The organism is Sphingobacterium lumbrici (genome assembly GCF_006476045.1).
Taxonomy (GTDB): Bacteria; Bacteroidota; Bacteroidia; order Sphingobacteriales; family Sphingobacteriaceae; genus Sphingobacterium; species Sphingobacterium lumbrici.
In genome coordinates this window covers 88109-108815 of the sequence record NZ_SRZY01000032.1, presented here as the reverse complement: position 1 = coordinate 108815, position 20707 = coordinate 88109, and the positions used below count along the sequence as shown (strand labels likewise).

Here is a 20707-nt window from a genome sequence, read left to right as displayed (position 1 = left end):
TCAGTGGCTAAAACATACCCTACAAAATATCATGTCGATCAACCATAAAAAATTAAAGGATCTCTATCCGCAGAACTATAAGAAAAGTATCGAGCAATCAAATATGTAGTTCATCGGGCGCATACGTTCGATCCGCAGGAGGCTTCAGGGTCGTGTTGGGGAATCGAGGGGCTGAGCCAATCCTGCCACCCCGACAAAAAAGCTCGACGAAAGTCGGGCTTTTTTTATTTTCGGACATATTTCGGACGATTATAGGAAAGATTTTGATTGTTGTAAAGTTGAAGTAACTTAAGATAATTTGTAATTTGTTCTAAAGTTGAAATCCCCTTTTATTCAAATGATAGGACAAAGAAGTTGAATTTTCTGTTATTTCAAGGTCTCTCTGATTGCTTGATTCTTCATTATTATCATATGTTTTGTATCTATCAAGCATTTCCCAATAGTATTCATCAACTAATATTTTGAAACGAATGATGTTTTTAAAATCAGTTACATCTATTTTTAAAAACTCGATTTCGAAATAGGAGGATTCTTCAAGTTTATAGGGATTAATATCTCCATGTATTTCTAAAAATAGAACTAAATTATCAGCTGTTTTTTCATATTTGACCAACCACTTCAATAAGTCTTCTTCATTATGTATATCAATCTCTTCGAACTCGTGAAGTGCATTTTTAGCAGAGTTGTCATTTTCAAGGTAATTAGCTAGCTCTTTTAAGCCCAAATATAGATTGTCAAATCTTTCAAATACGTAAGAATGGGTATATGCGTAAGTATTTAATGATAAATGGGTAAGTTTGAACTTGTCTAACCAAGCTGTATAAATTGTCTTATCAATAATGGTATTTGTGTAATGCTTTTGTAATTGTATCAAAGCTCCAGAACAAATCGTATGTGTTGCTGAATATTTGGGATCTGCAATAAAATCTATTTTTTCATCTTCATAGATATAAAATTTTATGATTTCTTTAATTTCGATGGTATTATCTGAAAGTTCAAAATCATGACAGTTTTCAATAAACACCTCTCCATCTTTTGATTCAAAAAGTAAAATACTAAAGTGTTTTTTAGATTTATTGCCTTCAAATGAATATCCTTCGCCTTGCTCTTTAGTGCAACCATAAGCATTACAATAGCCTATATAAGGGATTAATTCGGTGTCTCCGCTTTTCTTAAATATAGCAAAAACTGTATTAAGCTTTTTTAAGAAAATTTCCTTAGTTGTTTCTTGCAAAATTTGGTTAGCATTAAATACCAAATCAAGTGATTCTATATCCATGTGCTGAATGCAATTAACAACGAAATCTTTTTTTGTCATTTTGGTAGTTTAATGATTGTTTGTAAAATAATATAAACCTAATCATTTGAGCCATGAAAGTTTTTTCGCCTCTTCATAGCATTCATCTAAATCTTTAGCATATTCCCCTTCGTAAAAATAGTAATTAACACCACTATGATAAGAGCAAGTTCCTTCACCTTGCGATTTACTTATCCAGCCATCAATACATCTTGCTCCATTGAATTTATATCTAGAGTTTTCATGTATCTTATGAGCTAAGGTAGAAACAGGAGTAAATTTCGGAATTATTGAATCGTGAAAGAAAATAAATATTATTGTTGAATAGAATAATATAATTTTTAGCCATGAAAACCAACTACCTTCTATTATAACCCCTTTTTTAGTATTCAATAAGTGATTGCTATTCATTAGATATTATCTGATGAATAATTTGTTTTTAAATAAAATTTTTCTTTTTTACCTGCTTTAAGTCGATATTCCTCAGCTAATTCATGATCACCTAATTTATAGTGACATAAACCTTTGTAAAAAAGGATATCAGCGTTCTCAGGAGTTTGCTTAATTAATTCTTCAATCTTATGAAAAGCAGCATTAAAATCTCCTATGTTTTTATAAAACATGAAAATTGCTTCATTTAAAGTTCTGTCTTCTGGAAAGTGTTCTTGTGCCAGAGTTATATATTTCTCTCCTTCTTTTAGATCATTTTTATTGCCATAAAAAGCTATTAAAGCCGTAAGATCTTCTTTTTGAATTTTTCCATTGGAAATATTCGATTGCGATTTTAAGATATTTTTATCAAACCTTTTCTTTCTTATACTATGTTCAGCTTTATTTGAGAGTTTGCCAAATAGAACAAAAATTAAGCCTCCTAAAAGTCCTGTTATTAAAGCTCCTATCATTTTTTATATTTTATTTAAGTAGTGTATTATGCATTTTAACTTTTATTATTAGATTATCAATTTGGTTGTGAATCTATTTTGTTTTCTGATAACGAGCGAATAAGAATATAAAAATTTTCCAGAAAATTGTGAAAAAGATAATTGAAACTAAAACGAATCCAATAAATGAAAAGAAACCATCTGGAGCAATCATTTTCCAGGATGTTACTAGGGATATACTAAATAGTACTAAAAAGATTACAGGAGCTTGTTTTTTTGTATTTCTCTTGGATGCTTGAAAGCTATCATAATCAATTTTATCATTTTTCCATTTTTTTCTATCAATATTTTCGCAAACTTCCACGCCTTTTTCAGAAAGGAATACTGTCCTATTAAAAATGTTAAAATTATAGGTATTGTTTATAGTTTCTCCAGTGATAGGACAGAAACCTCTATTAATTAAGCCTCTTTCGTCTAAAAATTGAAAAGTTTCAGCCCTTAGTGATATATGCTGCAGGAGATCTTTATTATTCTTGTTAAAAGTTGAAAAATAGAATTCTGACATATCAATATTATTTTCTTCCAAATTTTTAAGTATAGCTGTTCTCCAGTTATATACGTTCTGATTATGAAATCCTAAATTGTCAAAATACTCCATATGAATGTCAATTTCGCTTTTCACTGCAACAGGATTAATAGAAATATTATCAGATATGTCATCAAGGTAGGACTCTATTTTTTCTAATTCTATAAGTCGTTGGTACTCCTGATTTATCCATTCATCAAAATCATATGGGCCTCCGATATCGATATCAGGATGTATTCTTACTGACATATACGTTTGAAAAAAATATGTATGCAGTTTTTGATACTCATTTTGTAATGCTTCATTGTTTCGATCAATTACTTTCAATTCAATGTAGCGTTTTAGTAAAATTTCGAAAGAATTTACCTGTTCTTGTGATTTATTATCAGGCGGTATATTATTAGTCACTTCAGCTCGAGTAATGGAGATAGATTCATATGTTCCGTTTTCTCCAATTTTTATTTCAGAATTCGTCTTAAGCAACAGCTCTGAATTTATTGAAATTTCGTCACATAATTCTTTACCAATAATAACAGAAATTCTCCTTTCAGAATCCCAATGTCTGAGAAAATTAGTTTTCTCTCCATTTACGTTTGTTGCGACAGTTAAATGCAGTTTATCAAAATTCAGATATGTCTTGAGTTGCTGAATATTTCCAGTATAAGAAATTCTTTTTTCTTCCATTTTATTAGCAATATTAAGGTGCTGATCATTATGGTGTTTTTAGATGTAAATATTCAGAAAAAAACTGATCTCTGCTCCATAGCTTTCCATAATCTTTGTCTGCGCACAAATATAATGTTTTTAGTCCAACTCTTTTATCTCTCTTCTTTTTAGTTCAATGGTGTGTAGTAGTCTGTTTTCCTCCTCTCGTTTAATCACTAATTTCTGGAATTTGTTGGGATCTAGAGTGTATGTGCTGTCGATGTACGATGTAATATTTGGCAAGTCTAATTCCATCATACGGTAGCGCATCTCGTATGATTTTCTATCATTCAATTGCCTGTTTTTCTCGTATAGAGCACCTGTTCCCAATGAGATAATGACCGACAATACTATCATGACAATAACCACAGGCGTGGATTTCAGGTCAATGCCGTATTGATACTTCATCATATAGATGCCTGTGTTAGTGAAGGACAAGAATAAATAGCATTATATGTGCAACATTAGCCAATAAAGCGAAATATAGCTATTTTTGGAATAATCTTAAACAACATTCAATATGCCAGAACAGCAGACTATACCTGCCTGCGGTTGAATACCACAAGTCATACACTTTGCTTTAACATCATCTACTTAAATGTCAAGTATTTTGTTTCGTTTACTTGACGAGTAAATGATATTCACTACCTTTGCAGAGCAATGGGAGTTACACAAAACATACAGAAACAAATCAGTAAGTTGGCTGACGGAACTACGTTCAAATACGAGCAATTGGATATTGAACCACAGGAGTTTTCTGCGACAGCCAAAGCCATTGAACGACTGATTGCCAAAGGGATTATCAAAAGAGTTTCGACAGGTGTGTTTTACAAGCCCAAGAAAACTGTTTTTGGCGAACTGAAACCCAACGAAGAAGAAATTTTAAAACCTTATCTGTTTGAAAAAGGCAAACGTATTGCCTACATCACAGGAACTTCGCTATACAACCGTTTGGGTTTGACAACACAAATTCCCAATAGCATAAAAATTGCAAGTCGGGATAAACGGATTACCGTTTCAAATGGCAACGTAAAAGCAAGCCCTGTAAAAAGTTATGTGGACGTAACCGATAAAAATTTTTACTTGTTGGAGTTATTGGACGCGTTAAAGGATTTCAAAAAAATTCCTGACTTGGATAAAAGTTCTGCAATCAAAATACTTTTAACAAAACTGAAAGAACTCAATCCCACAGAAACAAAACTTTTGATAAAGTGCGGTTTGGCTTATCCACCACGAGTACGGAGTTTTCTCGGTGCATTATTGGAAAACATAAAAACTGAAAGCGATTTGACAGCATTGAAAAAAAGTTTAAACCCGCTTTCGGAATACGAATACGGCATTAGCGAAAAACAATTAGCAACCGCAGAAAATTGGAATATAAAATGAAGCTACACGAAAATAAAGAACTTTTTCAAGATGCTGTTATTGCTACATCACAGCAATTAAGCATAAAGGAAATTTATATAGAAAAAGATTATTGGGTAACGTTCGCTTTGTTCAATATTTTTAAAAATGACATTGGCAAAGAAACCGTTTTTAAAGGAGGTACAGCGTTATCAAAATGCTTCGGAATGATACAACGGTTTTCGGAAGATATTGATTTGGTCGTGTTGAGAAATGAAAGCGAAACGGGAAACCAACTGAAAACAAAAATCAAAAAGATTTCCAAATACGTTTCAGACGTACTTCCCGAAATAGACATTGACGGAATTACCAATAAAGTCGGAATGATACGCAAAACAGCACACAATTACCCTCGTACTTTCACGGGACATTTCGGGCAAGTGCGGGATATTATCATTGTGGAATCTACTTGGTTAGGAAATTTTGAACCATACACAACCGCAAGTGTAAGTTCGTTCATTTACGAAATGATGTTGCAGAACAACCAACAAACACTCATTGACGACTACGGAATTAATCCATTTGAGGTATTGGTGCTGAACCCGAAAAGAACGTTGTGCGAAAAAATTATGAGCTTGGTGCGTTTTTCTCAAACACAAGAACCCATTACCGATTTAAGAAACAAAATCCGTCATACTTACGACATTCATTTGATGCTGAAAGATGAAAATCTGAAATCTTTCTTTCAATCAGACGAATTTAAAACAATGCTTTTGCGAGTAGCAAATGATGACATTACAAGTTTCAAAAACAACAACGAATGGTTAGCCAATCACCCAACGACAGCAATTATTTTTTCTGATACAACAGACACTTGGAATAAAATCAAAGATGCTTACACAAAAAGTTTCAGCGAATTAGTTTTTGGGGAACTTCCACCCGAAAAGGACATACTAAAAACTTTGACAGCAGTATCGGACAGATTGAAAACAATAGAATGGAACATAAAACCATGAGATTAAAGTCAGAATGAAGCCAAGATTTCCAATGGCTAATAGTCTATTCTTTTGAATTGCACCAATCGCATCATAATAGCATCACGATTGCATCATTTAAGCATAAGCAAAGTGTAAAGAGAGTTGGTAACCGACTTGATCTCCCCTCGCTCATTTGTGGCTTGCGAAACCCCACCGCTCTTGTCCGTGGTTGTTCTCGCTTTGGCTGTTTACGGAATTGATTTGGCGACCAAATTCTATGAAAAAAAGGATTGTTGTTATCAAAGGACTTTCGTATCTTTATGATAACAAAGTACATTGACTGATTGGAAAAGGTTCTGTCAAGAGAACTCAAAAGCCTACAAAGTAGGACATATTAAAGGAGACCTATTCGGTTACCTCTCTTGATAGATAACTTGCTAACAATAATATAATCAACGCATTAGAGGTGTGGTGGAAAATCCTGCCACCCCGACAAAAAAGCTCGACGAAAGTCGGGCTTTTTTTGTTTGTGGCGGGATGAGAACCGGGGTTCGATCCGCAGGAGGCTTCAGGGTCGTGTTGGGGAATCGAGGGGCTGAGCCAATCCTGCCACCCCGACAACACTTACACTAAGTAAGGTCAAAAACCCGCAAATTCTATGGATTTGCGGGTTTTTTGTTTTTTTTCATATCAGAATCCCCCAATCAATATCAATGTAAATGTGAGTTAAACGGTGAGTCTTTTTTAGATTTATATTTACTCACCGAATAGCGTGTAAATAATTTTAAATCAATTATATGAATCATTTATTTTGTTGTCATTTATTGCAGTTTGACTCATTCTCTGTACCCCTTTGGTATTTAATTTAAGATCCTTTCTGAGTAGAAACGGCCCACACTCTGAATTGGTCAATAGCTTTACTAAGCACACCTGCAGATCCTTTGAATTTTCCCGATCCACTAGGTACATCACCTTTTCCGTACCATTCATAGAACCCTTGATTTTTGACGACACGGTTAATCATGGGTCTGACTTCATCGTAGGCCTCTTTAACAAATCCATGAGCAATCAACTGTTGGATCATTCGGCCACCAAACCAAGTCCAGTCGCCTCCGTTCTGATAGATATAGGGGGCAGACATCCCACCCCTGAAAAGGCCTTCAGGATAAGCAGGATATAGTGTCAACCCAATACTAGGCATGCCGGATAGCGTTACATTCTCCACCATTTGTTTATTGACGGCAGCTATCTCTTCTTTAGACAACAGTCCGGCTTCTATAGCGACGGCTGTACCGCCATGATAGTGGATGCTGTTCTCGTCAAATCCATCGGGGATAGGTGAATCACCCGGATAGACGTGAGGAATGAATTTCTGATTTTTTGTATCCCATAAATGCTTTCTCACATTCGCGTGTATATCTTGTTTTAAGGTCTTCCAACGCTCCAGCTTGTCTTTATCCGTGGTCATCTGCTGCATGTAATCCATGGCAATCATAAACATCGCATTGTCATACACGTCTATCGCCTCGTGGGATAAGGTATCATTCCAATCGCAGCCAAAGTCATCGTTAGGCTGTACATCGCCCCAGTCTGCGGTCATGGCACCCCATAGTAGACCAAACTTCTCGTTATATCGTTCCCGAAGCAGGTAATCGATCATTTTTTCCATGCGCGTGTACACAGTGACACCAGCTACCTCTTCATTGAGCAACGCGATGTCGCCTGTTTTGTTGACATATTTACCGACGAGTTGGATTAATGAGGTTTCTTGGTCAGTCTCTACGGTATTTTTGAAGCCCACGTGACCAGGAGCCGCATCTGAATAATATGGAGTATCGTCATTCCAGGTGAAATCTTCTTTCAGGACATAGCCATCTATCATTTCGTCATTTTTTTGCTGTAGCGCAAAAAATAAAAGGATCGCACCCTTAACCTCTTCTTTGGACCGTTCGTCTAATGCGGTTTCAATAAACGTATTGAGGTCTCTTGCCCATATTTGGGAGTAGCCACTGCCTGCATTGAAGCCTTCTTTTATGACTGCACGAGCAAGGCTATCTACTATGGTAAAAGTGGTGTCTGAAAGAATTTGATCGGCTAAGTCTTGATCTGATTTCTTGCTTCCGGACTGACATCCTGTTGCGAAAAGGGCACAGGACAAAAGGTAAATTGCGTATTTTTTCATGTCATTATTAAATATAGATCCAACTTATAGTTGTAATGTATTGGGTTAACGAAGTAAAGTATAAAAAATAAGTTGCATCGATTCATAATAAAGGTTATGCTATTCTATATATACAAGTATAAGAAATTTGTTTTATATGTGTGTACATTTCGGTTGTTACATGCACACTGCATTATTTATAAAAGCAAAATTGTAAACCATGAGCATAAGAATTGTATTCATGCTAATAACCAATATACTAACGTGTTTCTTAGATACACAAAAGGAGTAAACTTGGTGCAATTGTAATGAGTGCTATTGAACAGATGGGGCGTAGTGGTACGCTCCGGACTAAGATTTTTATCCGGAAAGGAGTGTTTGATTTTTAAGTTTTTTAATAATTCTTTAAGGTTAGGAACATTTTTGTAAAAATGTTGTTATATATCTGTATTATCAAAATATAAACAAATTATGAAAACATATTTAGTCATTTTGTGCTGTATAGTGCATCTTTGGTCCTTTCGGACAGGTGTAGCTCAGCAACGACCAGAGCTCTATCTAGGGGGAGGGCTGGTCAGTGTATCTAAAGATACTTATTTTGCCACAGGCAAAGGGGGGAATTTAGGTGCTTATATTCCGTTCTTATCCAGATCTTCCTTTTCTTTTGGAGTAGACATAGGAGCCGGATTTTTTTCATCGAAACAGTATTCTTCCTCGTTAATATCGCCCTATACGTTACCGGGTATTAGTTCCGCTTACGTCGGGTCAGACTCAAGCCTAACATCATCCCAGCGTATAATTAGGTTTGGTGCAGGGCCCAGGGCAGATTTTTACCTCGGTGAAAAACTACAGTTGAGTGTTGCGGTAGAGGGCGGTATGGCTATGCTTAACCAGGCTCCTATCGCTTTCGATCAGTATATCGATGTCGGAGAACGTACGTTAAAAAAGCGGATATATAGCCGCGATAAGGTAGATAGTAAATCTTTTCAAGTCATGCCAAGGTTTCGGGTATCCTATCCTGTTGGGGAAAGATTGAAGCTTTGGGCTGAAGGGAATTATGTACTATCCAAATTCGGCTTTTCGGAACAGCACATTCAAACGGTAGATGCTGAAGGAAACTCCTTTAAAGAGTGGGGACAATTTGTCGAAGCCGGGTATACTTCCAACAGTGGACGAGGGAGCTGGAAAGCCTTAGGAGCGCAGATCGGTTTAGCATTACAGTTGGGTAAAGGTAAATCAACATCAACCGGCAGAGATCATAAGGTTGATCGTACTCCGTCAATCCCTGTGTTTCCACGAAAAGAAGAGCAGGTGGAAGTGAAAGAGCATAGGTCATTACAGGCGGTATCACCTGTCAACAATCGTCAATTTCGTTTATCTAAGGATCTGCAAGAATTTACCTGGCGTTTGATAGGAGCTCCATTGCCTGCAGCACGGTACAGTCTTGAAGTCGTATTGCTGGATGCGCGGCAAGCGGCTCAACGGACGTATCAAGCCAGATCCGCAAAAACAACACTCCCTGTAGCGGAACTGACCAAAGGAGCAGCGCTTCCTGAAGGACGCTATCGTTGGCAAGTGACCGAGCTTACGACAGGTATAGTCTCTACACCTCAATTTTTTATGATTAGTAATTGTGATATACAGTTTTCTATTCAAGATGAAAATATAAGTTGCTTAGGATATGAGGGCGAAAACAGGAAATATAAGATCTGTTTCAATTCGGTTTATGCCAGTACCTCTGGCGATCTGACGTATCTGCAATCTGGTGCAGGATTGATGGTTTTTGACCAAAGTTACAACCCGCTCACATTTACATTGGTACCTCCGCAGCCTACATTGGTGCCACAGATTGGTGCTTCAAGCTCTACGGTGCAATATTGCTTCGAGGTAGTCGTGCCATCGAGCGTAACGGCTATTGGTATCGGTTTGCAGGGAGATGATTTGGATCCGGGGCCTATTCTTTGTCAGCCAGGCGTGAGTACGGTGATAGATAGTCTTCCGGAATGTATCTGCGAAGATTGTAAGGATATGATCTTGACCGTTGATAACATGCAGATTAACCCTGTGCAGACAGCACCGTACGCTTTTTCTTTCCAAGGGGGGATTCAGGTTAATCAGCCTATTTATGCTATAGAGATATCGGTGCTTTCTTATCAGTACACAGCGTCTCCTACTGCATGTTCAGGTGGTATTACAAGCTTAGAAGAAGCGGGTATGCTGTTGCGTCCGGGGTCTTCGATCAATGGATCTACCAGCCTGAATTTCTATAATGCGGCAGGAAATCCAAGTAGCAATCCGAATGCTTCGAAAGTGGTTAAGTATATTTCCAATTCGGCACTTACAGGTAATATTCCTGTCGATTTAGTGGTAGGGTTGCCGGGGCCGGCAGCGGGATTTGATGCGGACTGTTGTAAGATGGACTATGAGGTTTGTTTTAAAATAATCGTTTATTACGATGAGGCCAATTGCAAGTCCTGTGTGTTTACCGAGTGTTTTCAGTTTACCAATTAATCTATAGCATTATGAAAACTTTAATTGAAATAAAAAGCTATAGCCTATTGCTGTTGTTTATGGTCTTATCCGTTGTTAGTAGGGGGCAGATTGTTCTGAACACTGCGCCTCAGACAGCAAGCTGCAACATAGGCTCGTACGGTGTGATGACGATCAGTGTCCCTGCGGAAGCCCTTACAGGAGATAATATACCCTTGAATATAACCTTGCCGGGGACGATGTCGGCCAGCTGTGTCAAGACAGTGACGGTCAATACCTCAAGCAATCTCCAGTTTCAGGTGTCCGGAGCGATACCGTTTACGATGACAGCACCGCAGACCTATCAAAATACGACTCCGCTGGCTGGTAACGATGGTCAAAATTTTAACCTGTTCTTTAAGTTTCCGGGCTATGTGACCTGTGATGGTGTGGAAGGAAGCTTTCAGGTCACGGTCAAAGTGGAATGTGGGGGGCAGGAATATATCTGTAACAGTACCGTAAAGGTAAAGGCCAGGGCTGCAAATTACTGGAGTGTGCAGAAAGTGTTTGTGAGCGGGAATCTCGTGTGTGGTATATCGCATTGGCGTATATATTTGCAACATAACAACCCGAATGGTATAGGATTGGGGACATATTCGATTCAAGGTACTATGACGGAGGATGCTCCTACACCAGTTGTTTCCGGTGCCTTTTTTAATGTTGGTCCAATTCATTCAGCGGGTAATGGAGGTTATGTCTATGATGTTTACTTGAATAATTGTGTATCAGAGGGGGCGACCATTACCAATAATGTAGATTATCAATTTCAACTTGGAAATGGTTGTGGTAATATGGATGGTACGGCTACGGCGACCTCGTCTGCTATGAGTAGTCCTAATGCTAGTCTCTCTTTTACCAAACAGGTGTACAATGGCGCTGGCACCAACCTGACACCAGGTTGCCAAGGACGCTATCTGATTGTGTTGACTAACAATGGGAATGTTCCGTGGACGGATATCACGGTGACCGATAATCTGAATATACCAGGTATTACCCTGGTAGGTACGCCTACTGTACCGGGAGGATGGACCGTTACCAATGTAGCGGGATTCTATACATTTAGTGGGGGTAGTACCCAGCTCAATCCGGGACAGACCGTGTATATATGGATTACATTTACTATAGACAGTACGACACCGGTGGGCAGTACGATAATCAATACCGCACAGGTTAGTTACCAGGCAATAGGTAGCGGATCCGGTAGTTCCGGAGGTGGTTCTTCTTCAACAGCCTGTCCCGGTATCGATTGTCCACAATTGGATACAGCTATACAGAATCAAACAGCAAATACACAATTCGTTGTGGAAGAGCCTCGGCCTATCCCGGCGATAAGGAAATGTATTATAAATCCGCCGAACGCGTTAACCCCACCCCTGTACCAGATTGGGAATACCATTCAGTTTGTTGTAACGATCTGGAACTCGGGTGCCGGCGATCTGAGTACGGTGGTGTCTGATGCGTTGGCTGCAATGGGGCAGAATCTACAGATCATACCTTCATCGATACAATATGAATATTATACGAATGGAAACACAGGCTATATCAATAGCTGTATGCCCCCTGCAGGGCATTTGCAGCCCAGTGTTCCGTTTCCGGTGACCGCCAATACCTCCGATTTACAAAATCCTACATTCACTATTACGAATATGCCGGGGATCTGTCAAATCGGTATGGGCAACTTCTTGCGAATCTATTTTGATGCGAAGATTTTACCGCAAATGCATGGGTCGAAAACCAATCTGGCGAATATTACATACAATGGCTCCAGTCTCTCATCGGCAGTGAATTATGCAGTAGATCAAGTGGGTGTACTTAGTGTTAAAAAACAGGCAGATCAAGATATTGTCGAGAATGGCCAGATGTTTAATTATATTATTGAGGTGACGAATAACGGTAGCGTACCATTGCATACGATCAGTATTTCGGATGCGCTGCCCTCCTGTGTAGAGCGTGCGGGAGCCGTGTCTGTAGAGAATGCCGCAGGAGCCACTGTGCCGAGCACCAGTACAGGTAATATACAGGTTAATGTTGCGCCATCGGCAGCTCTGGCGCCTGGAGAGACTTTTACGATCACCATTCCTGTGCGTAAAATACAAGGTGGAAATTGTTGTAATGTAGGGGTGACTGCGACAGCTCTTATGAGTACCAGTGGTGTAGAGCTGAGTGCCAATTATGGTAGTGAAGATGAGCCGGCCGCCTGTGTGAATAGCCTTGAATGTTGTGATATTCCTGGATTTACGGCGCAATTAATAGCGCATAACGGTACATATTATGTGCAGATATCGGGTGGCGCAGTACCTATTCAAGAGCTTGATATCACCATGTTAGACTTCCATGTGAGCTACAATCAGGAAGATTGTAAACCCATCGATATGGGTATCTTTGGGATGCTCTCATCGGGTACGACCCAGGTTGGTGGATTGACCCTGCAAGGCAATGGACCTGCTGGTAGCCTGATCTGGGGATTAGGAAATCCTTCCATAATCAACGGACAGGTCGCAGTGGAAGTCAGCGGACCTAATGTACTGGATATATCTTGCTGTGAGGTGACTTTTACCTTCTGTCTCAAAGTGCGTGTTAAGGATGTGAACTGTAACGTGTGTGAAAAGACTATCTGCTATACCGGTGATCCGGTAAAACCTTGTGATTTGGTTATTACGCAGATGACGGACAAAGAGGTTTTCTGTCCGGGAGATAATATACAGTTGACCTGGTCGGGCTCTACGCCTTCAGGGTTGGTAGATATCTATCTAGTGGATGCACAGACCAATACGACCTATCAGGTGTTGGCATCGGAAGTCGGTGGAACAAATACCTTCATATACACTATTCCGGCTGATTTTCCATGTGATAATAATCGTATATGGTACTTAGTCATCAAAGATCCGAAGAGTGACTGTATTGTACGGACCCGGAGGTTCCGGATTATATGTTGTACTGCGAGCTGCGACTGTGGTTATTGGAAGAGTCATGATGTACGCGTCAGTACACTCTTGTCCGGTACACCAAACGATCAGTTTGAGGGGTATCTGGAACTCGCGCAAAAGGCGAGGACAATCAATACGGGACAAGTTGTGGCATGTGGCAAGTCGGTCAAGTTGAAGAAGGGCAGCTATTCCTTTTTGGCTCCTGATTATATCTGCGAGCCGGAAAATTGTGCCGTCTCTTATCAATGGGAAGTGTATGGAACGACCGGTATGATTGTTAATGGTATGGGTAAGACGTTCCAATATCAATTTGTAACTCCGGGAATTTATAAAGTCGTATTTACACCTATATGTGGGGGCAAGAAATGTGAACCTTGTGTCATAGAGGTTGTGATTCCGGGACTTATTGATGAGAAGGTTTCTTTTGAAGGAATGTCGAATTTGTAAATAAGTAAATAACAAGTTGTTTCGCAAGTGGCCCTTTCGGGAGCCACTTGCGAAACTTTGGTATATTTTTCTGTTTAGTTATATAGAATACGCTGTTTCACTTTTAGTTTCAGAAAGTACGAAATAGGTTTGTACGGTATTTACTTGAGGTAATACTGCTAATTTATGCCGCAGGAACATGTGGTATGCATCCATGTCTTTCGTGGCTATACGTAGCATAAAATCATAGGATCCTGCCATCTGATAGCATTCCATTACTTCGGGGAACTTTGCAACATCACGTTCAAACTCGTTCAGTACTTCAGCAGTATGTGCTTTAAGAAAGACCTGAGAAAAAGAAATAAGACCAATTCCTATCTTATGTCTATCTACGATTGCTACAACCCTTTTTATATAACCTTGAACTTTAAGTTTTTTTACCCGCTCATGAATAGCGGCTATTGATTTGTGTAATTTGAAAGATAACTCTTTGTTGCTCAGTGTCGCATCTTGTTGAAGTAACCGAAGTAGCTTTACGTCTGTATCATCTAATTGCATAAGTGTATTTTTTCTTGGTACTCTACTAAATTATATATTTTTTATGAATAATTTATTAAATTATTGTGTTTATTCCGTAAAAATTATCGAAAATTGATTTTCATATTGAATATTATCTTGTTTAACTGCAATTTTGTTAACGATATGATGGTAGAGATGGGAGTGTGTCAATGATTCAAAATAAAAATAAAAATGAGAGAAGAAATAATGAGTAAATGTCTTTCTCCTGAATTGGATAGTAGATTTAAACACTTGTGGTGTTTGGTGGGCAATACGCCTATGTTAGAGTTGCAATACCTCTATAAGGGTAAAGCCGGAAAGATCTATGTGAAGTGTGAAAACTATAATCTGACAGGAAGTATAAAGGATCGTATGGCCTTGTATATTCTTTATAAGGCATATATGAATTGCCAGATCAATCCAAAGGATATGATTGTGGAAGCAACAAGTGGTAATACGGGGATTTCTTTTTCAGCGATAGGCAAGGCGCTTGGACATCAGGTGAAAATCATTATGCCTAACTGGTTGAGTAAGGAACGTATCGATATCATAAAAAGTATGGGTGCCGATATACAGTTGGTGAGTAAAGAAGAGGGCGGTTTCCTTGGAAGCATTAAGCTAAGCGAGGAGTTGGCTGCAAAAGGTGGCGTATTTTTACCGAGACAGTTCGAGAATGAATTCAATGTGGAGGCGCACGAGTTGACCACAGGAAAAGAGATCGTGAATCAACTTGCTTCGGTCGGATTGGTAGCAGATGCTTTTGTGGCAGGAGTAGGTACAGGTGGTACGGTGATGGGTGTGGGTAGACAGCTTCGGAATAGTAATCCGAGTGTTAGAATACATCCGCTTGAACCGGCGGAAAGTCCAACATTGACCACAGGATATAAAGTGGGATCTCACCGTATTCAAGGTATTTCAGATGAATTTATTCCGGCTATTGTAAAGCTAGATGAGGTGGATCAAGTAATCAAAGCGTGCGATGGGGATGCGATTATTATGGCTCAAAAACTAGCTAAGGAATTAGGATTGGCTGTAGGAATTTCTTCTGGAGCCAATATTATCGGTGCGATTAAACTAAAAGAAGAGCTCGGTGATGAAGCGGTAGTCGTGACATTACTTTGTGATGATAACAAAAAATATTTGAGTACTGATCTCGTTCGTGAAGAGCCGATCAAACCGGGGTATTTATCTACTGATCTTTCGTTTACAGAATATTTGCCAATCAGTCGTTTGGAAAAACCATTGATCGGTGTGCGATAATATTTAACGGTTGTTTCAACCTAAAAATTGAAAACTTTTAGGTGTTGTTTGTGTTAGGGGTATCCGGTCAGGAGTATGGCCGGTACCTCTTTTTTGAAAATAAAAAAATCAATCCAAAACATATTATGATGAAGATATTTTTTCAAATTTTATTAACGATGAGTTTCCTGTTTCAGGGAACAGGTTTCGCACAAGAGGATAGTTTGGTTTCGTTTGACGATATTGAATTTTCACAGGGTGCTCAGGAAATGGAAGCATTGATTGATGTTTCTGACGACATAATTTTCTCAGATGGGGCTGATATAGCAGAGCCAAAGGAAAGCGAAAGTGCTGCTGCCGTTAGCATACCGGTTGAGCAGGCAGAAAAACAATCGTTGTGGGCGATATTTATCGCAGGATTAATCGGTGGATTTGCGGCATTCTTGATGCCCTGTATTTTTCCAATGGTGCCGTTGACGGTAAGCTTTTTTACTAAAAAGTCGGGTAGCAGAGGGAGAGCTGTTTCACAGGCCTTATTATATGGTGTATTTATTATCGTTATTTATGTTGCTTTAGGAATGTTGATTACCATGGCCTTTGGTGCAGATGCGTTAAATGCGCTTTCTACGAATGGTATTTTCAATTTTCTTTTCTTTTTGTTGCTGGTTGTTTTCGCAGCATCCTTTTTGGGCGCATTTGAAATTACGTTGCCCAGTTCTTTTGTAAATAAAATTGATGCGAATTCGGATAAAGGTGGGTTAGTAGGACTGTTCTTTATGTCCGCGAGTCTAGCCGTGGTTTCATTCTCTTGTACAGGACCGATAATCGGTACGTTGCTTGTAGAGGCAGCTACCAAAGGTGAACGATTGGGTCCGGCAGTTGGTATGTTCGGTTTTTCGTTAGCATTGGCCGTGCCTTTCGTATTATTTGCTATGTTTCCTTCCATGATGAAATCGTTGCCTAAGTCTGGTGGATGGCTCAATAGTGTGAAAGTCGTGTTAGGATTTTTGGAACTTGCGCTGGCTTTAAAATTTTTGTCTAATGTTGACTTGGCCTACAATTGGCAGCTATTGGATCGGGAAGTGTTCCTCTCACTGTGGATTGTTATCTTTGGATTGATGGGATTGTACCTTATTGGTAAAATCAAATTTTCACATGATAGTCCGCTAAATTATTTGTCGGTTCCCCGGACTATACTAACCATTATTGTTTTTTCATTTGTTGTATATATGGTACCGGGTATGTGGGGAGCTCCTTTAAAGTCTATAGCCGCTTTCTTGCCACCTATAGGTACTCAGGATTTTGATATTTCAACGGTGCATAGTGCAGGTGGTACGCATAGCACAGACGCAAGTGGTCGTATGCATTATGCACATTTTCATAGTAGGGCAACGATTAAAGGATTTGATCCGTACTACGATTATGAGGAAGCTTTAGCAGCTGCCAAAGCGCAAAACAAACCTTTGATGATAGATTTTACGGGATGGACTTGTGTTAATTGTCGCAAGATGGAGGCAGATGTGTGGTCTGATCAGAAAATAAGAAATTTGATTAATCAGGAATTTATTCTGGTAGAATTATATGTGGATGAGCATGATTTAAAGCTTCCGGAATCGGAACAGTATGTGTCTCCGCAGTCAGGAAAGAAAATAAACACGGTAGGTAAAAAGAATACAGACTTTCAGATCACCAAATTCGGAAGTAATTCTCAACCATTATACGCCTTAGTGGATAATGATGGTGAGCTCCTTGTGCCTTCAAGTGGTGCTAATTATAAAATTGATGAATATGCTGCTTTTCTACAATCTGGTATTGAAGCGTATAAAGACCGAAAATAATAAATAGTTGAGGTTATAGAATAGGAAAAGCGAGCAATAAAGCTCGCTTTTCCTATTTAAGATGTAAATCAAAATACTTCGCTATTTTTTCATACAGGTGTATACGGTCTTTACCTCCTACATTGTGTTCATGGCTAGGGTAGAGGAAGTAATCCACTTGTTTGCCTGCTTTGATACATTTTTCAATAAAGCCCATGCTATGCTGTTGTACGACAACAGGATCTTGTGCGCCATGGATAATTAAAAGACTGCCCTTTAATCGATCTACCTTATTTAATAGTGATGTCTTGGTGTAACCCTCCGGGTTTTCCTGCGGCGTATCCATGTAGCGCTCCCCATACATCACTTCATAATATTTCCAGTCGATAACCGGGCCACCAGCGACAGCAGCCTTAAAGGTTTCATTGTGTTTGGTCATAAAAGAAGTTGCCATATAGCCGCCGTAGCTCCATCCGAATATCCCCATGTTATCCGTATCGACATAAGGAAGTGATTTTAGGTATTCGATACCTTTTAGTTGGTCTTCCATCTCGGCTCCACCCAGGTTGCGGTGCGTAATACGGGTAAAATCTCTTCCTCTGGCATCCGATCCTCTATTGTCTAATGTGAATACTAAATAACCATTCTGCGCCATGTAGAGGTCAAAATATCCTACACCACCAAGCCACCTGTCCGTAACTAATTGTGCGTGCGAGCCACCGTACAGGTAGACCATGACAGGGTATTTTTTTGTCTTATCAAAATTTTGGGGATAAGTTATCCTTGCATTTAAAGGGGTTTTGCCATCTGGGGAGATGAACTCCTTGAACTCAATATGAGGTAGGTTTATTTTTCCGACAAATGGATTATCAGCCTTAATAATTGGCATCTCCTTTCTATCTTTGGTATGAATAATCTGAATGATATTTGGCGTATTTAAATTGCTGTACTGATCTAAAATATAGTTACCACTCGAACTGACTGACGCCTGATGTATACCATTTGATGTCGTCAATTGGGTAGTTTTACCTGATTTCAACTCCACGACAAATAGATGTCTTTCCAACCCGTTCTTCGATGCCCCTATATAATAAGCTTTTTGGTTTTTGGCGTCAAATCCCTTTAGATCGGTGACGATAATATCTTGATGCCCCAAGTGTCTGATTAATGTTCCGTCTGTATTGTAGAGGTATAATTGATTGTAACCGTCTTTATCAGTTTGATAGAGAAACTGTGTGTTATTTTGTGGAAGAAACGTAAGCGGATGCTGAGGTTCCACCCAAGTGGAAGATTTTTCTTCAAATAATGTTTTTACAAAGGCACCGGTATTGGCGTTGTATTGATTGAGTTTTAAGTGATCCTGGCCGCGATTTAATACGCCAACATAGATGAATTGACCTGTTGGGTCCCAGGTGGCGATAGTCAAATATTGTTCATTGGGTTCTCCGGTCTGCAGGGTAATGTATTCGTGCTTATCTGTATCGAAAATGACAAGGCTTACTTCTTCACTTTTCATCCCGGCCATCGGATAGCGAATGTCTTTTATGGACGCTACTCGTGAGCCCCATTGTGGAAGCGGATATTTGGAGACCATTGTTTCATCTTTTCGGTAGTACAATAGCTTTTTGTTGTCAGGACTCCACCACATACCCTTATTAATACCAAACTCTTGTCTATGTGTGTAGTCACTACCATTAACAATGCCATCTATGGTGTCTTTTGTTACCTGTATCTTTTGTCCATTTGGATCTATGATTTCGATATTGTTACCTACGAGGTATGCAATTCGACTACCGTCATTTCCATACTCTGTATTGGATACGCCTGAAGGGGTGCTGCTTTTTAGGGTAGCTTTTTGGGATTTGGTATTGTAATCGATTACATACGAGTGGCGGGCGCTCTGAACGGGAAAAGACAATATATGGTCTCCTGTCCAGGAATGGTTAAGCGGAATATATTTCAATTCGATTTTTTCATTTGGTAGAACCGAAGTGATAGCAGACTGGAGTTGATCTAAGGTAATCAGATTCTGTGGTACCCAATTGCTTTTTGCAGTGCGAATAACTAAGTTTTGATAGGTACTATCAAGATGTGTGAACGCATCTTCTGTGTACATCCATTTCTGTGCTGTTAATGTCTTTGGGGCAAATTTTCCCGGACCATAAACAGTTTCATCTATCGTGAAGTTTCGCTGACCGTAGGCACATGTAGAGCCTAATAGAAATAAGACAAGGAATTTATTCATCATGTATATAATCTGTTTTTTAATTGCCATATAGAATATCCGGATTATTTTATTTGTATATTTTGCGATAATGGATATTTCATGTATTTTTTTAGAATTTGAGCAAAATTAAGAATTATTCCGCTTTTTATAGTTTCCGTAGCCAGATATTCCGAAACTGTATCAAGTCTCCATGATCTTGTAAAACGATGGGGCCGGCACCATGAACGACCACCTGAGGCATTCCAATGTATTCTGTCGTTCCGGCGATCTCTGTGTTGTAATGTACGACAACATCATTATGGATTACGGTGACGCTGCCTTTTCGAATCCGAATCCCGTCACTGTTATAGCGTGGTGCCGTGTAGAGGATGTTGTAACTGTGCCATTCTCCTGGTTTTTTTACGGCGGTGACCAAAGGGGGCTGCTGTTTGTAGAGTGAGCCTGCTTGTCCGTTTACGTAGGTTGGGTTGTTATAATTGTCTAAAATTTGAATTTCGTAGTGGCCTTGTAGAAAAATACCACTGTTTCCTCGACCTTGTCCTTCGCCCTTGATTACCTCGGGACTTTTCCACTCGATATACAGTTGGAAATCTTCAAAGTTCTCTTTCGTACGAATGTTTCCCGTTCCTGGTTTCACTTGTAGAATTCCATTTTCGATTTGCCAATAGGCTTTTTTTGTGCTGTCGATTACGCTGCACCACCAGGAAAGGTCTGAGCCATCGAAAAGTACAATCGCATCACTCGGTGCCTGATTGCCGGAGGTGCTAACGGTTCTGATTTTAGGGGTATAGAATTCGGTGTCTTGGGGTTGGTATTTGGTCTGTCCGTTGCTACATAAAAATAACCCCGTTAGGATAAATGTCAGAAAATAAGATTTAGTGCGCATAGAATTGTTTTTTTTATAAACTTAGAAAATTTTGCTTCTATCGGCAACTATATCGATAACCAGAAAAACAATATCAAAAATTAATCGTTTATGAAAACAATAGAAATTATTAGGGAAATAAAAGAAGCTACACAATGTACACATATA

At 39.1% G+C, this 20707-nt stretch carries 15 protein-coding genes; 6 read left to right on the top strand and 9 right to left on the bottom strand.

Annotation, left to right across the window (positions count from 1 at the left end; translation table 11 throughout):
• Nucleotides 1–310 precede the first annotated feature (310 nt).
• From E4F24_RS13285 to E4F24_RS13265, 5 genes are all read right to left on the bottom strand, one after another.
• Nucleotides 311–1318, bottom strand: a complete 1008-nt coding sequence (locus E4F24_RS13285) for a hypothetical protein (protein WP_181182492.1) — start codon at nucleotides 1316–1318, stop codon at nucleotides 311–313.
• Between the two features lie 42 nt (nucleotides 1319–1360).
• Nucleotides 1361–1708, bottom strand: a complete 348-nt coding sequence (locus E4F24_RS13280) for a hypothetical protein (RefSeq protein ID WP_140939592.1) — start codon at nucleotides 1706–1708, stop codon at nucleotides 1361–1363.
• Entirely contained in the window at nucleotides 1708–2199 is a 492-nt protein-coding gene (locus E4F24_RS13275; protein ID WP_140939591.1) for a tetratricopeptide repeat protein, read from the bottom strand. The genes E4F24_RS13280 and E4F24_RS13275 overlap by 1 nt, the downstream gene beginning before the upstream one ends.
• A 73-nt stretch (nucleotides 2200–2272) precedes the next feature.
• Nucleotides 2273–3448 carry a hypothetical protein gene (locus E4F24_RS13270; protein WP_140939590.1) on the bottom strand — a complete coding sequence of 392 codons (1176 nt, stop codon included), beginning with the start codon at nucleotides 3446–3448 and terminating at the stop codon, nucleotides 2273–2275.
• Nucleotides 3449–3568: 120 nt separating this feature from the next.
• Entirely contained in the window at nucleotides 3569–3880 is a 312-nt protein-coding gene (locus E4F24_RS13265; RefSeq protein ID WP_235891228.1) for a hypothetical protein, read from the bottom strand.
• 249 nt (nucleotides 3881–4129) lie between these two features.
• Here E4F24_RS13265 and E4F24_RS13260 point away from each other — a divergent pair, with 249 nt between their 5' ends.
• Nucleotides 4130–4855 carry a DUF6088 family protein gene (locus tag E4F24_RS13260; protein WP_140939589.1) on the top strand — a complete coding sequence of 242 codons (726 nt, stop codon included), beginning with the start codon at nucleotides 4130–4132 and terminating at the stop codon, nucleotides 4853–4855.
• A complete protein-coding gene (locus E4F24_RS13255; protein ID WP_140939588.1) occupies nucleotides 4852–5829 on the top strand; it encodes a nucleotidyl transferase AbiEii/AbiGii toxin family protein in 978 nt (325 codons plus the stop codon). Before E4F24_RS13260 ends, E4F24_RS13255 begins: the two co-directional genes overlap by 4 nt.
• A gap of 826 nt (nucleotides 5830–6655) precedes the next feature.
• Here the strand turns inward: E4F24_RS13255 and E4F24_RS13250 are convergent.
• Nucleotides 6656–7972, bottom strand: a complete 1317-nt coding sequence (locus tag E4F24_RS13250) for an alpha-L-rhamnosidase-related protein (RefSeq protein WP_140939586.1) — start codon at nucleotides 7970–7972, stop codon at nucleotides 6656–6658.
• 450 nt (nucleotides 7973–8422) lie between these two features.
• Between E4F24_RS13250 and E4F24_RS13245 the strand changes: the two genes are divergently transcribed.
• Together E4F24_RS13245 and E4F24_RS13240 are read left to right on the top strand one after the other, a co-directional pair.
• Nucleotides 8423–10462 (top strand): hypothetical protein, encoded by a 2040-nt coding sequence (locus E4F24_RS13245; RefSeq protein WP_140939584.1) that lies wholly within the window; start codon nucleotides 8423–8425, stop codon nucleotides 10460–10462.
• An 11-nt stretch (nucleotides 10463–10473) separates the two neighbouring features.
• Nucleotides 10474–13854 carry a DUF11 domain-containing protein gene (locus E4F24_RS13240; RefSeq protein WP_140939582.1) on the top strand — a complete coding sequence of 1127 codons (3381 nt, stop codon included), beginning with the start codon at nucleotides 10474–10476 and terminating at the stop codon, nucleotides 13852–13854.
• Nucleotides 13855–13932: 78 nt separating this feature from the next.
• Here the strand turns inward: E4F24_RS13240 and E4F24_RS13235 are convergent, their stop codons facing one another.
• Entirely contained in the window at nucleotides 13933–14391 is a 459-nt protein-coding gene (locus E4F24_RS13235; protein WP_140939580.1) for an Lrp/AsnC family transcriptional regulator, read from the bottom strand.
• A 192-nt stretch (nucleotides 14392–14583) separates the two neighbouring features.
• Between E4F24_RS13235 and E4F24_RS13230 the strand changes: the two genes are divergently transcribed.
• Nucleotides 14584–15651, top strand: coding sequence for a PLP-dependent cysteine synthase family protein (locus tag E4F24_RS13230; protein WP_140939578.1), 1068 nt, complete (start codon nucleotides 14584–14586; stop codon nucleotides 15649–15651).
• 128 nt (nucleotides 15652–15779) lie between these two features.
• Nucleotides 15780–17468, top strand: coding sequence for a protein-disulfide reductase DsbD family protein (locus tag E4F24_RS13225; protein WP_235891230.1), 1689 nt, complete (start codon nucleotides 15780–15782; stop codon nucleotides 17466–17468).
• Nucleotides 17469–17520: 52 nt separating this feature from the next.
• On the opposite strand, the gene E4F24_RS13220 is transcribed toward E4F24_RS13225, so the two are convergent.
• Nucleotides 17521–19722: a S9 family peptidase gene (locus tag E4F24_RS13220; RefSeq protein ID WP_235891227.1), complete on the bottom strand. Its 2202-nt coding sequence runs from the start codon at nucleotides 19720–19722 to the stop codon at nucleotides 17521–17523.
• A 97-nt stretch (nucleotides 19723–19819) separates the two neighbouring features.
• The gene (locus tag E4F24_RS13215; protein ID WP_140939574.1) at nucleotides 19820–20560 is read right to left on the bottom strand and encodes a 3-keto-disaccharide hydrolase; all 741 of its coding nucleotides are present in this window, start codon (nucleotides 20558–20560) and stop codon (nucleotides 19820–19822) included.
• Nucleotides 20561–20707 lie beyond the last annotated feature (147 nt).

Excerpts from the sequence above, each read along its gene's own strand:
- E4F24_RS13285 (WP_181182492.1), bottom strand. The coding sequence starts at position 1,318 with ATGACAAAAAAAGATTTCGTTGTTAATTGCATTCAGCACATGGATATA.
- E4F24_RS13280 (WP_140939592.1), bottom strand. The coding sequence starts at position 1,708 with ATGAATAGCAATCACTTATTGAATACTAAAAAAGGGGTTATAATAGAA.
- E4F24_RS13275 (WP_140939591.1), bottom strand. The coding sequence starts at position 2,199 with ATGATAGGAGCTTTAATAACAGGACTTTTAGGAGGCTTAATTTTTGTT.
- E4F24_RS13270 (WP_140939590.1), bottom strand. The coding sequence starts at position 3,448 with ATGGAAGAAAAAAGAATTTCTTATACTGGAAATATTCAGCAACTCAAG.
- E4F24_RS13265 (WP_235891228.1), bottom strand. The coding sequence starts at position 3,880 with ATGATGAAGTATCAATACGGCATTGACCTGAAATCCACGCCTGTGGTT.
- E4F24_RS13260 (WP_140939589.1), top strand. The coding sequence starts at position 4,130 with ATGGGAGTTACACAAAACATACAGAAACAAATCAGTAAGTTGGCTGAC.
- E4F24_RS13255 (WP_140939588.1), top strand. The coding sequence starts at position 4,852 with ATGAAGCTACACGAAAATAAAGAACTTTTTCAAGATGCTGTTATTGCT.
- E4F24_RS13250 (WP_140939586.1), bottom strand. The coding sequence starts at position 7,972 with ATGAAAAAATACGCAATTTACCTTTTGTCCTGTGCCCTTTTCGCAACA.
- E4F24_RS13245 (WP_140939584.1), top strand. The coding sequence starts at position 8,423 with ATGAAAACATATTTAGTCATTTTGTGCTGTATAGTGCATCTTTGGTCC.
- E4F24_RS13240 (WP_140939582.1), top strand. The coding sequence starts at position 10,474 with ATGAAAACTTTAATTGAAATAAAAAGCTATAGCCTATTGCTGTTGTTT.
- E4F24_RS13235 (WP_140939580.1), bottom strand. The coding sequence starts at position 14,391 with ATGCAATTAGATGATACAGACGTAAAGCTACTTCGGTTACTTCAACAA.
- E4F24_RS13230 (WP_140939578.1), top strand. The coding sequence starts at position 14,584 with ATGAGAGAAGAAATAATGAGTAAATGTCTTTCTCCTGAATTGGATAGT.
- E4F24_RS13225 (WP_235891230.1), top strand. The coding sequence starts at position 15,780 with ATGAAGATATTTTTTCAAATTTTATTAACGATGAGTTTCCTGTTTCAG.
- E4F24_RS13220 (WP_235891227.1), bottom strand. The coding sequence starts at position 19,722 with ATGGCAATTAAAAAACAGATTATATACATGATGAATAAATTCCTTGTC.
- E4F24_RS13215 (WP_140939574.1), bottom strand. The coding sequence starts at position 20,560 with ATGCGCACTAAATCTTATTTTCTGACATTTATCCTAACGGGGTTATTT.